General features: G+C 56.2%; 11 protein-coding genes. 7 read left to right on the plus strand and 4 right to left on the minus strand.

The genetic code is table 11. The features are described from left to right. Positions 1–63: 63 nt before the first annotated feature. The 3 genes from VN114_RS06760 to VN114_RS06770 all read right to left on the minus strand — a co-directional run bounded on the left by VN114_RS06760 (position 64) and on the right by VN114_RS06770 (position 3,132). On the minus strand, positions 64–1,722 hold the full coding sequence (locus VN114_RS06760) for a PhoH family protein (protein WP_325513273.1): 1,659 nt from the start codon (positions 1,720–1,722) through the stop codon (positions 64–66). Between the two features lie 229 nt (positions 1,723–1,951). Beyond that, a complete protein-coding gene (locus VN114_RS06765) occupies positions 1,952–2,401 on the minus strand; it encodes a peroxiredoxin (RefSeq protein ID WP_414694201.1) in 450 nt (149 codons plus the stop codon). 356 nt (positions 2,402–2,757) lie between these two features. After that, on the minus strand, positions 2,758–3,132 hold the full coding sequence (locus VN114_RS06770) for an Mth938-like domain-containing protein (protein WP_325513277.1): 375 nt from the start codon (positions 3,130–3,132) through the stop codon (positions 2,758–2,760). 301 nt (positions 3,133–3,433) lie between these two features. On the opposite strand from VN114_RS06770, the gene VN114_RS06775 reads away from it, so the two are divergent. From VN114_RS06775 to clpB, 7 genes are all read left to right on the plus strand, one after another. Beyond that, positions 3,434–4,657, plus strand: a complete 1,224-nt coding sequence (locus VN114_RS06775) for a pyridoxal phosphate-dependent aminotransferase (protein ID WP_325513279.1) — start codon at positions 3,434–3,436, stop codon at positions 4,655–4,657. A 92-nt stretch (positions 4,658–4,749) separates the two neighbouring features. After that, entirely contained in the window at positions 4,750–6,060 is a 1,311-nt protein-coding gene (locus VN114_RS06780; RefSeq protein ID WP_325513281.1) for a homoserine dehydrogenase, read from the plus strand. A 171-nt stretch (positions 6,061–6,231) separates the two neighbouring features. Further along, positions 6,232–7,704, plus strand: coding sequence for a threonine synthase (gene thrC, locus VN114_RS06785; RefSeq protein WP_325513283.1), 1,473 nt, complete (start codon positions 6,232–6,234; stop codon positions 7,702–7,704). Positions 7,705–7,858: 154 nt separating this feature from the next. Next, positions 7,859–9,100 carry a gephyrin-like molybdotransferase Glp gene (gene glp / locus VN114_RS06790; protein WP_325513285.1) on the plus strand — a complete coding sequence of 414 codons (1,242 nt, stop codon included), beginning with the start codon at positions 7,859–7,861 and terminating at the stop codon, positions 9,098–9,100. A gap of 22 nt (positions 9,101–9,122) precedes the next feature. Continuing rightward, on the plus strand, positions 9,123–9,380 hold the full coding sequence (moaD, locus tag VN114_RS06795; protein WP_325513287.1) for a molybdopterin converting factor subunit 1: 258 nt from the start codon (positions 9,123–9,125) through the stop codon (positions 9,378–9,380). Positions 9,381–9,404: 24 nt separating this feature from the next. Further along, on the plus strand, positions 9,405–9,872 hold the full coding sequence (gene moaE / locus VN114_RS06800; RefSeq protein ID WP_325513289.1) for a molybdopterin synthase catalytic subunit MoaE: 468 nt from the start codon (positions 9,405–9,407) through the stop codon (positions 9,870–9,872). A gap of 237 nt (positions 9,873–10,109) precedes the next feature. After that, positions 10,110–12,689: an ATP-dependent chaperone ClpB gene (gene clpB, locus VN114_RS06805; protein WP_325513291.1), complete on the plus strand. Its 2,580-nt coding sequence runs from the start codon at positions 10,110–10,112 to the stop codon at positions 12,687–12,689. Between the two features lie 84 nt (positions 12,690–12,773). Here clpB and VN114_RS06810 read toward each other — a convergent pair. Then, on the minus strand, positions 12,774–13,176 hold a 403-nt coding region (locus VN114_RS06810), incomplete at its 5' end, for a hypothetical protein (RefSeq protein WP_325513293.1).

Here is a 13,176-nt window from a genome sequence, read left to right on the forward strand (position 1 = left end):
GTGACCGCAAGAAAAAAGCCTGCCAGTCCCAAGACTGGCAGGCTTTTTTTATTGGCGATTAACTTACAGCACGTCGCTCGCGTGATCGGCCAGACGTGAACGCTCGCCGCGCGCCAGCGTCACGTGCCCGCCATGACTCCAACTCTTGAAGCGATCGACCACATAGGTCAAGCCGCTTGAACCTTCGGTCAGGTAGGGCGTATCGATCTGCGCGATATTGCCGAGGCAGACGATCTTGGTGCCCGGACCTGCACGAGTGACCAGTGTTTTCATCTGTTTCGGCGTCAGGTTTTGTGCCTCGTCGATGATCAGGTACTTGTTGACGAAGGTACGGCCGCGCATGAAGTTCAGCGACTTGATCTTGATGCGTGAGCGAATCAGATCCTGCGTTGCCGCGCGTCCCCATTCGCCGGCATCGGTATCAGCCTTGTTCAATACTTCCAGGTTGTCATCGAAGGCGCCCATCCATGGCGACATTTTTTCTTCCTCCGTACCAGGCAGGAAGCCGATGTCTTCGCCAACCGGCACGGTGACACGTGTGACGATGATTTCGCTGTAGAGCTTGGTTTCCAGGACCTGCGCCAGGCCGGATGCCAGTGCCAGCAGTGTCTTGCCGGTACCGGCCTGACCCAGCAGCGTGACGAAATCGCACTCCGGATCCATTAGCAGGTTCAGCGCGAAGTTCTGCTCACGGTTGCGTGCAGTCACACCCCACACACTGTTCTTGTTATGCGTGTAGTCGCGTAGCGTCTGCAGTACCGCGGTCTTGCCATTGATCTGACGCACCTGGCCGTAGAACGAGGCCTCGCCGTTTTGCGGTTCCATGAAGACGAACTGATTGACCAGCATCGACGGTACGACCGGGCCGGTCAGACGATAGAACGTATAGCCGGTGCCATACTTGTTCTCCTGCCAGGACTCCATACCTTTGGCATGCTTGATCCAGAAGTCGTCCGGCAGTTGCATGATGCCGGAGTAGAGCAGATCGGTGTCTTCCAGCACGTGATCGTTGAAATACTCTTCCGCCGGCAGGCCCATCGCACGCGCCTTGATGCGCATGTTGATGTCTTTCGACACCAGCACGATCGTGCGTCCCGGCTGCTGCGTTTCCAGAGCACGAACCACGCCGAGGATCTGGTTGTCCGCTTTGCCGACCGGCAGGCCTTCGGGCAGTTCGATGTTTTGCAGTTTGGTCTGGAAGAACAGGCGGCCCTTGGCATCCTTGTTGCCGAGCTTGGCCAGTGGAATGCCTTCATCGATTTCATTTTCCTCGACGCCGCTGACCAGTGCGTCCAGCGAACGCGAAACCTGGCGCGCACTGCGTGCGACCTCGGACATGCCTTTCTTGTGATTGTCGAGCTCTTCCAGCGTCATCATCGGCAGATAGACATCGTGTTCCTCGAAGCGGAACAGCGCTGTCGGATCATGCATCAGGACATTGGTGTCGAGAACGAACAGTTTGCTCTGGCCGCCAGCCTTGACGGATGGGCGACGTGTGGTTGCCTTCGGCGCGAGAGCGACCGGCGAGGATGTGACAGGCGGTTTTTCGACCGGTATTCTGTCGATCTTAGCGCGTGGCGCGAGTGGCGGCGCTGCTTCGATTTTGCGTGCGACCGGTTCAATCAATGCCAACGGTTTGACGATCTTGTCCTTGTCAGCCTTCGGATAATCTTGTGGGGAAAGCAGGGCGGCAGGCTTGCTTGGAATTTTAGGCAGTGGCATCAGGACCTCGATCTAGAAATGTTGAAAACGTGAGATACACAAACAATGCTGAAGCGATAAAACGAGGTTACGAGGGTTGAACGCGCAGTTAAAAAAGAAGGTGGAAGGGAGCGGGGAAAACGATGAGCAAAATCGAAAAGTAAAAAAGCCGTTTGGGAAGGCGCAAGGCCTAATCCGCAAACGGCTTTATCGAAAGAAAATTCTTTTGAATTCAATGGGTTCTGCAAACCTAGGCAAGGGCCTTCACAAATTCCAGTACTTCGTCGATGTGTCCAGGCACTTTTACTCCACGCCATTCTTTCACCAATCTGCCGGACTCGTCAATGACAAAAGTGGAGCGTTCGATCCCGCGTACTTTCTTGCCATACATATTTTTCATTTTCATGACATCGAACAGTGCGCATACGGTTTCATCCGGATCGGAGATCAACTCGAAAGGCATCTCCAGCTTGCCCTTGAAACCTTCGTGTGAACGGATGCTGTCGCGACTGACGCCGAAGATTTCGGCATTGGCCTGTTGAAATTGCGGATACAGATCGCGGAACTGCAAACCTTCCGTGGTGCAGCCCGGCGTATTGTCCTTGGGGTAAAAATACAGGACGATTTTTTTCCCTTTGTAATCCGACAGTCGGAAAGTTTTGTCGCTGGTCATCGACGCGGAAAACTCGGGCACCGACATGTTGAGTGCGGAAGGTCGTTCGATCTGGGTACTGACGTGATCCATTATGGTTCGCTCTCTATGCGGATGATCCGTCCGTTAGATGGACGTGTTTATTGCCTGATTATTCAAGATGATGCCAAAGATGATGCAACCGACAATGGACATGGGGGCAACTTTTCGACATTCAAGCAAATTAAATCAGAAAACTGCGTCAGGGAATTGCAGGAACGACGAAATCGGCATCATGTCAATTCGACATGATGCCGATGGCATTCCTGTCCTTCATTTGTCCTCGGTTCGGCAGGAAGCAGTTTTACTGCTGGCGATACCGGACGGATGCAGTCGAACCGATGGTGACGTGCGCACGCCTCGACTCAGGTCTCGAAGATCAGTGCCAGGGCAACCTTGCGACCTTCGGCCATCAGGATGTTGTACGTGCGGCAGGCGGCCTGATTGTCCATGCATTCCACGCCAATGCGGCGCGAGGTCAGCGATGAGGTCAGGCGCGGATGCACGAAACGCTGTTTTGCGCCGGTGCCGAGAATGACAACGTCCGGCGCAGCTGCATTGATCTGTTCGAAATGTTCGGACGTTAATGTATCGAACGAGGTGGCAGGCCACGCGACGGGCGGCATTTCCGGCATGACCATCAAACTGTAGTCGAAACGGGCGAGATTGATTTCAACGCCGTCTTCGTCGTAGGCGGTGATGGTCTGGTATTGCTGGGTCGACGTGTTGTGGAGCTTCATGGCACTGGCCGGGATGCGATGCATCTTCCGGCGATGGAAATTGGATCGCATATTCTAGCGTTTCGGATGGCGTTTCGTGCAGCAGCATGCGGCCGGTGGCGTAAACCGGCGCTAAACGGGCTTTATCGATTGATAAAATCGGTCGGTTTCGGCAAAATGACTCTCTTTCGCGGTGCAACATGACAGGCCGCTATTTCGATGCCTGCGCATTGCCGGTCCGTTGCGGCGATGTTTTTGAAATGCAGGCATTTCGCTGGAGCGCATTTGCGACTCTTTGCAAAAATCACAAGGAACAACCGCTGTGCGACCGATTCAAAAATCGAAAAAACTGGCTGACGTTTGCTATGACATTCGCGGCCCCGTGCTGGAAAAGGCACGGCAGATGGAAGAAGACGGTCACAAGATCATCAAGCTGAACATCGGCAATCTCGCGACGTTCGGTTTCGATGCGCCTGACGAAATCGTGCAGGACATGATCCGCAACATGTCGAACGCGTCCGGCTATACCGATTCAAAAGGTCTGTTCGCACCGCGCAAGGCGATCATGCAGTATTCGCAGGAGAAAAAAATCTCCGGCGTGACGATCGATGATATCTATCTCGGCAACGGTGCATCCGAACTGATCGTGATGAGCATGAATGCGCTGCTCAACAGTTACGATGAGGTGCTGGTACCGTCGCCCGATTATCCGTTGTGGACGGCAGCAGTCAGCCTGTCTGGCGGCACGCCTGTGCATTACGTCTGCGACGAGCAGGCGGGATGGCTGCCGGATATCGACGACATCAAGCGCAAGATCAATGCGAATACCAAGGCGATCGTCGTCATCAATCCGAACAATCCGACCGGCGCCTTGTATCCGGTGGAATTGCTGGAACAGATCGTCGAAGTCGCGCGTCAGCATCAACTGATCGTGTTCGCCGACGAAATCTACGACAAGGTGCTGTACGACGGCGAGACGCATACATCGCTGGCATCGCTGGCGGACGATGTCCTTTTCATTACGTTCAACGGTCTGTCGAAGAACTATCGCTCTTGCGGTTATCGTGCCGGCTGGATGATCGTCTCCGGCGAAAAACGCCATGCAAAGGATTACATCGAGGGTTTGAACATGCTGGCGTCGATGCGTCTGTGCGCCAACGCGCCGGGACAATATGCGATCCAGACTGCGCTCGGCGGTTATCAGAGCATCAACGATCTGGTCGGTCCCGGTGGACGCTTGTTGCGCCAGCGCGATCTGGCGCACAAGCTGTTGACCGATATTCCGGGTGTGACGTGCGTCAAGCCGAAGTCGGCGCTGTACATGTTTCCGCGCCTCGACCCGGCGATGTATCCGATTGCGGACGACCAGGATTTTGCCTACCAGTTGCTGGCGGAAGAGAGCGTGCTGATCGTGCAGGGCACCGGCTTCAATTGCCCGACGACCGACCATTTCAGGGTAGTATTCCTGCCGAATTCCGACGATCTGACCGTGGCGATCGGACGGATTGCCCATTTCCTCGACGGATATCGCAGACGCGCCGGTTAGGCATTGTTCATCGACATATCCGGTCCATGCGGCCGGAATCGTTATCCCTGTCGGCTAAGCGGCATCACTCAGCAGTATCAAAATTAGACATCATGAAATCCATCAAAGTAGGCTTGCTAGGAATCGGCACCGTCGGTGCAGGGACATTCAACGTACTGAAGCGCAATCAGGAAGAGATTTCCCGTCGCGCCGGTTGCGGTATTGAAATCGTGATGGTGGCCGACCTCGATGTGGCGCGTGCAAAGGAAATCGTCGGATCGCAGTGCGAAGTCGTCAAGGATGGCAGCCTGGTCGTCAATAATCCGGACATCGACATCGTCGTCGAACTGATCGGCGGTTACGGCGTGGCGAAGGAACTGGTGCTGAAGGCGATTGCCAACGGCAAGCATATCGTCACCGCAAACAAGGCGTTGCTCGCAACACACGGCGATGAAATCTTCAAGGCCGCGCAGGAAAAAGGCGTGATGGTCGCGTACGAAGCGGCTGTGGCCGGCGGCATCCCGATCATCAAGGCATTGCGCGAAGGCCTGACCGCGAACCGCATCGAATGGATCGCCGGCATCATCAACGGCACGACCAATTTCATCCTGTCCGAAATGCGCGACAAGGGGCTGGATTTCGACACGGTGCTGAAGGAAGCGCAACGTCTTGGTTATGCAGAAGCCGATCCGACTTTCGACATCGAAGGCGTCGACGCTGCGCACAAGGCAACGCTGATGTCGGCAATCGCGTTCGGCATTCCTGTCCAGTTCGACAAGGCGCACGTGGAAGGCATCACCAAGCTGGAAGCAGTCGATATTCGCTATGCGGAACAGCTCGGCTACCGCATCAAGTTGCTGGGTATCGCCAAACGTACACCAAACGGCATCGAGCTGCGCGTGCATCCGACGCTGATCCCGGCCAAGCGCCTGATCGCCAATGTCGAAGGTGCAATGAACGCCGTGCTGGTGCATGGCGATGCCGTCGGCGCGACACTGTATTACGGCAAGGGCGCTGGCGCAGAGCCGACCGCTTCCGCTGTCATCGCGGACCTGGTCGATATTGCACGCCTGGCGGAAGCGCAGCCGGAACATCGCGTTCCGCATCTGGCGTTCCAGCCGCATTCGATGACCGATACGCCGGTATTGCCGATTTCCGAAGTGACAACCAGCTATTACCTGCGCATGCACGTGGCGGACAAGCTTGGCGTGTTGGCAAACGTCACCAGCATTCTGGCGGAATCGACGATCTCGATCGATGCGATGCTGCAGAAGGAGCCGGCACTGGGCGAAACGCAGACGGACATCATCATGCTGACGCACCAGACGCAGGAGAAAAACGTCGAGGCGGCGATCAAGAAGATCGAGGCATTGCCGACGGTTCTCGGCAAGGTAACTAAGTTGCGGCTCGAGCATTTGAGTTGATCGCCGATCGTCGGTTGCATGTGAAAAGGCGCTTCGGCGCCTTTTTGTTTTCCGTTTGATAATGCGTGCCGGCAAGTCTGCGCCTCCGCGATATTCGGCAAAACACGGGAGCAGCACCAGTGCAGCAGTTATAATGGCGGCTTGCTTTCGCTCTCCAACCTATCTTCCGACATGCAATATATTTCGACTCGCGGCGATTCCGCTGCACAGCCTGCTTTTCAGTCTTTCTCCCAGATCCTGCTCGGTGGTTTGGCTCCCGACGGAGGCCTGTATCTGCCGGCTGAATATCCGCAGGTGAGCGGAGCCGAGCTCGACGCATGGCGCACGCTGTCGTATGCCGATCTGGCGTATGAAATCCTGAAGAAATTCGCGACCGATATTCCCGACGCCGACCTGCACGCGCTGGCGCACAAGACCTACACGGCGGACGTCTATCGCAATGCGCGTCACGGCGAAGAAGCCGCGCGCATCACACCGCTGCGTCTGGTCGAAGAAAAGAACGGCAGCAAGCTGATGCTGCAAGCGTTGTCGAACGGTCCGACGTTGGCGTTCAAGGACATGGCAATGCAATTGCTCGGCAACCTGTTCGAGTACACGCTCGCCAGGCAGCATGCGGAACTGAATATTTTCGGCGCAACCTCCGGCGATACCGGTAGTGCGGCGGAATATGCAATGCGGGGCAAGAAGGGCATTCGCGTCTTCATGCTGTCTCCGCATCGCAAGATGAGCGCATTCCAAACCGCGCAGATGTTCAGCCTGCAGGACCCGAACATTTTCAACGTCGCCGTCGACGGCGTGTTCGACGATTGCCAGGACATGGTCAAGGCCGTTTCCAACGATCTCGCGTTCAAGCAGAAGCAGAAGATCGGTACCGTCAATTCGATCAACTGGGCGCGCGTTGTTGCGCAAGTCATTTATTACTTCCGCGGATATCTGAGCGCCACCACCAGCAATGAACAGAAGGTTTCATTCACGGTGCCTTCCGGCAACTTCGGCAATATCTGCGCAGGACATATCGCGCGCATGATGGGATTGCCGATCGACAAGCTGGTCGTCGCCACAAACGAGAACGATGTGCTCGACGAATTCTTCCGCACCGGCATTTACCGTGTGCGCAAGTCGGCGGAAACCTATCACACCACCAGCCCGAGCATGGACATCAGCAAGGCGTCGAACTTCGAGCGCTTCGTTTTCGACCTGCTGGGACGCGACAGCGATCGCGTGCGCGCACTGTTCCGCAAGGTCGAAACCCACGGAGGCTTTGACCTGTCGGGCAAGCCGGGCAGCGACGGTGACGAATTCAAGCGCATCGCCGAATTCGGTTTTGTTTCGGGCAAATCGACGCATGCCGATCGCGTCGCAACGATTCGTGACCTGCATGAAAAATACGACCTGACGATTGATACGCACACGGCCGATGGCGTCAAGGTGGCACGCGAGAATCTGACTGCAGGCACCACGATGATCGTGCTGGAAACCGCCTTGCCGGCCAAGTTCAACGAAACCATTCGTGAAGCGCTGGGACGCGATGCAGAACGTCCGGCAGGTTTCGAGAATATCGAGGATCTGCCGCAGCGTTTCGATGTCATGACGACGGACATCGAAAAAATGAAGGCTTACATCGCGTCACGTACCGGCCTGTAATCGTGAACCGGATCGACTCTGGCTACTTGGGTCGTCCGGAACGTCACGCGGCGGCGTGTGAGGCTTCCAGCTACAATCCTTGCATCACGAATCAAAGTGCGAACCAAAGCAAGAACCAAAGCAAGAACCACAGCACGATTTATAGCAAGCTGACATGAACCAACCCAAGCCCATGCTAAGTGTCGCCGAGGCGCTCGATTTTCTCCTCGCCGGTGCAACCACCATTTCTGAAACGGAAACATTGCCGACGCTGGAAGCCAACGGCCGCGTCCTCGCAGTTGCGCAGCAATCGCAATTGAATGTGCCGCCGATGGACAACACGTCGATGGACGGCTATGCAGTACGTGCCGCGGATTGTGCTAGCGGCAACGCGACGCTGCAGGTAACGCAACGCATTCCCGCCGGCCATGTCGGTCAGCCGTTGGCCGCCGGATGTGCTGCGCGCATTTTCACCGGAGCGATGGTGCCGGATGGAGCCGATGCTGTGGTCATGCAGGAAGTCTGTGTGGCGGGCAAGGATGGCGAGCGCGATGTGGTGACGATCAACCATGCGCCACCTTCCGGCGAATGGATACGTCGCACCGGCGAAGACATCAAGGCGGGCAGTACCATTCTGGAAGCCGGCGCGCGTTTGCGTGCGCAGGAACTCGGTCTGGCGGCATCGGTCGGACTGGCGCAATTGCCGGTCGTGCGCAAACTGCGTGTTGCCGTGTTCTTCACCGGCGATGAACTGGCGATGCCGGGCGAAGACCTGAAGCCCGGCGCAATCTATAACTCGAACAAATTCACACTGCGCGGCCTGCTGGAAAATCTCGGCTGCGACGTCACCGATTTCGGCATTGTGCCGGACACACTGACCGCCACGCGCGAAACCTTGCGTCGTGCCGCGGCCGAACACGATCTGATCATCACCTCCGGCGGCGTGTCGGTCGGCGAGGAAGATCACATCAAGCCTGCACTGGAAGCGGAAGGCCGCGTCAACATGTGGCAGATCGCGGTCAAGCCGGGCAAGCCGCTGGCATTCGGCGAGGTGAACAGCGCAGCGCAATCGGGTCGCGCGTTTTTCCTCGGCCTGCCGGGCAATCCGGTATCGAGTTTTGTGACGTTCCTGTTGTTCGTGCGTCCATTCATTCTGCGTTTGCAAGGTGTACAGAATGTCGCGCCGAAGGCATTGATGTTGCGCGCCGACTTTACGCTGGCGAAGGGTGATCGGCGCAATGAATTTCTGCGTGCGCGAATCAATGCCGATGGCGGACTGGATTTGTTCCCGAACCAGAGTTCCGGCGTGCTGACATCCACGGTATGGGGTGACGGCCTGATTGACAATCCACCCAACAATCCCATTGCGAAGGGCGATCTCGTGCGCTTTATCGCCTTCAGCGATTTGATGTATTGAGCAAGACAGGATAGAAGCAGCCATGAAAATTGAACTTCGATTTTTTGCCAGCGTGCGCGAAGTACTGGGCGTCTCGCAGGAGTCGGTAACCTTGCCGGAGGGCGTAACAACAGTCGGCGGGGTGCGCGCATTTTTGCGTGAGCGCGGCGGCAAGTGGGCCGAAGTGCTGGCAGAGGGGCGCGCCTTGCGCATGGCGTACGATCAGGAAATGACCCACGCAGATACGCCGGTTCGCGATGGCGGCGAGGTCGCGTTTTTCCCGCCGGTTACCGGCGGCTGACCAACCAGGATGCAGGCAGGCAACATGGCGATTCGCGTACAAACCGAAGATTTCGATGTCAGCAGGGAAGTGGCCGCATTGCGTGCGGGCAGCCCGCAGGTCGGCGCGGTCGTTACTTTCATCGGCACCGTGCGCGACATCAACGACGGTAGCAGCGTGGCCGAAATGGAACTGGAACACTATCCCGGCATGACCGAAAAGGCTTTGCAGGGCATTGTCGAGCAGGCAAAGGCGCGCTGGGATATTTTTGATGCGCTCGTCATTCACCGCGTCGGCCCGCTGTTGCCGAAAGATCAGATCGTGCTGGTCGCCGTGACGTCCGCACACCGCGGCGAAGCCTTCGACGCCTGTGAATTCATCATCGATTATCTGAAGACCGAAGCGCCGTTCTGGAAGAAGGAACAGACACCGCAAGGTGCGCGCTGGGTCGATGCGCGCGTCACCGATGATGCTGCGCTTGCCAAGTGGGCGCTGCCGGACGGCAAACGCTGAACTTTTGCGCTGCTGCCGGCTGAGCGCAATCAATCCCCCTTCATTTCATGCGGCATTCTGCGGCGTTCGCACGCAGGATTTGCCACATGACGCATTTTTCCGCCTAAACTATAGCGAGCCGTCACGCGGTTGCGAGGATGCATCATCGTCATACGTATCCGATGACTCCCTGCTTGAAAAGTGGTTATCCGTCCCAATTTTCCCTTGCATCACGGATCTTCTTCTGGAGAGTATGCAATGCGTCTCGATAAACTCACAACCAAACTGCAGGAAGCGCTGGCCGATGCGCAGAGCCATGCCGTAGGCAGCGACAATCAATACATCGAACCGGTCCATGTCCTGACTGCGCTGTTGAGCCAGGATGACAGCAGCACGCGTTCGCTGCTGCAGCGCGCGGGGGCTAATATCAACGGCATGGTCACAGCGCTCCGGAGTGCGCTGGAACGTCTGCCGAAAGTGTCCGGCACCGGTGGCGCAGTCCAGATCGGGCGCGACCTGAGCAACCTGCTCAATCTCGCCGACAAGGAATCGCAAAAGCACGGCGACGAATTCATCGCCACCGAAATGGTGTTGCTGGCGCTGACCGAAGACAAATCGGATGCTGGCAAGATCGCGCGCGAAAACGGACTGACGCGCAAGGCGCTGGAAGCTGCCATCAAGGCCGTGCGTGGCAACAGCAAGGTCGATTCCGCCGAAGGCGAAGGCCAGCGCGAAGCATTGAAAAAATACACGCTGGACCTGACCGAACGCGCACGCATCGGCAAGCTCGATCCGGTGATCGGCCGCGACGATGAAATCCGTCGTGCGATTCAGGTGCTGCAACGCCGCTCCAAGAACAATCCGGTGCTGATCGGCGAACCCGGCGTCGGCAAGACCGCCATCGTTGAAGGCCTCGCGCAGCGCATCGTCAATGGCGAAGTGCCGGAAAGCCTGAAAGGCAAACGCGTGCTGTCGCTCGACATGGCGTCGCTGCTGGCAGGTGCGAAATATCGCGGCGAATTCGAAGAGCGCCTGAAAGCCGTATTGACCGAACTGTCGGAGGATCAAGGTCAGTCGATCGTCTTCATCGACGAGATGCATACGCTCGTCGGTGCCGGCAAGGCTGAGGGCGCGATGGATGCCGGCAACATGCTCAAGCCCGCGCTGGCACGCGGCGAGTTGCACTGCGTCGGCGCAACCACACTGGACGAATATCGCAAGTACATCGAGAAGGATGCCGCGCTAGAGCGGCGCTTCCAGAAAATTCTCGTCGACGAACCATCGGTCGAGGCAACGATCGCAATCCTGCGCGGCCTGCAGGAAAAATACGAGCTGCATCATGGTGTGGAAATTACCGATCCGGCAATCGTCGCAGCGGCAGAACTGTCGCATCGCTACATCACGGATCGCTTCCTGCCGGACAAGGCGATCGACCTGATCGACGAAGCCGCATCCAAGATCAAGATCGAGATCGATTCCAAACCGGAAGTCATGGACCGTCTCGACCGTCGCGTGATCCAGTTGAAGATCGAGCGCGAAGCCGTCAGAAAAGAAAAGGACGAAGCCTCGCAAAAACGGCTGCAACTGATCGAGGAAGAAATCGAACGTCTCGGCCGCGAATATGCCGATCTGGAAGAAATCTGGAAGTCGGAAAAAGCTGCCGCACAAGGCAGCCAGCACATCAAGGAAGAGATCGAAAAGGTTCGCCTGCAGATGGAAGAAGCCACGCGCAAGAGTGACTGGCAGCGTGTGTCCGAACTGCAGTACAGCACCTTGCCGCAGCTGGAAGCGCAGTTGAAGAATGCCGTCTCCGGCGAAGACACATCGGAGCGCCGTCAGCTCGTGCGCACGCAGGTCGGCGCGGAAGAAATCGCCGAAGTCGTTTCGCGCGCCACCGGCATTCCCGTCTCACGCATGATGACCGGCGAGCGGGAAAAATTGCTGCAAATGGAAGACGCATTGCACAAACGCGTCATCGGCCAGCATGAGGCGATTGTTGCCGTCTCTGATGCGATCCGTCGTTCACGCGCGGGTCTCGGCGATCCGAATCGCCCGTATGGTTCCTTCATGTTCCTTGGCCCGACCGGCGTCGGCAAGACGGAACTATGCAAGGCGCTGGCCTCGTTCATGTTCGATACCGAAGACTCATTGATTCGCATCGACATGAGCGAATTCATGGAGAAGCATTCGGTCGCACGACTGATCGGTGCGCCGCCGGGTTATGTCGGTTACGAAGAAGGCGGTTACCTGACCGAAGCCGTACGGCGCAAACCGTACAGCGTGATCCTGCTCGACGAAATCGAAAAGGCGCACCCGGATGTCTTCAACGTGCTGCTGCAGGTGCTGGACGACGGTCGCATGACTGATGGTCAGGGACGCACGGTCGACTTCAAGAACACCGTGATCGTGATGACTTCCAACCTCGGATCGCACAAGATCCAGTCGATGGAAGGCAGCGATCCGGCATTGATCAAGATGGCTGTGATGGCGGAAGTGCAAGGTCACTTCCGGCCGGAATTCATCAATCGTATCGACGAGATCGTCGTGTTCCATGCGCTCGATGAAAAGAACATCGGTTCGATCGCGAAGATCCAGCTGCATGTCATCGAACAGCGTCTGGCCCGCATGGACATGTCACTAGATGTGAGCGAAGCGGCATTGCAGAAGATTGCAGAAGCCGGATTCGACCCGGTGTACGGTGCGCGTCCGTTGAAGCGTGCGATTCAGCAGCAGATCGAGAATCCGTTGTCGAAGGCGATACTGGAAGGGCGGTTTGGGCCGAAGGATGTCATTGAAGTTAATGTGTCCAATGGACTCTTAGAATTTCGCAAAAATTGATAGCCACAAAAAAGAGATCACTAGGTGATCTCTTTTTTTATAAGCTAAGTATGATTTTTTGCAATTGCTCCTGCCGTTTTACATCTAATAATTCCAATATTTCAAATTTAGTTTTTGTAGTACGTGCGCACCGATGACTGCCATCTGATGTAATTCATTTTCTTTTTCAATCTTTACTATTGCAGATCTCGAATTGTGTTCACTGCAAAGCATTTTGAATCCGAAGCATGAGAAATACCAAATTGCCTTGCATGAAAATTTTAATGTTCTCTCTGAAAACGCAGAGGCCTTACCTAGAAACGCCAACCCATATTCCTCGCTTTTAGACGACTGAGTATATGTAGTTAAAGCCGCCCCTATATAGCTAGGGTGCACAGCGAGCGAAAATGTCGAAGTTTCTTCTTGCCGCCATTTGCGCATTTCATCGCTTATATTCTGAGCAATTCCAAAATTTCGCTCTATTGAATTCAAATGCTTTCTTAGAGCT

Origin of the sequence: Oxalicibacterium sp., assembly GCF_035565035.1 — a bacterium.
GTDB lineage: Bacteria > Pseudomonadota > Gammaproteobacteria > Burkholderiales > Burkholderiaceae_D > Oxalicibacterium.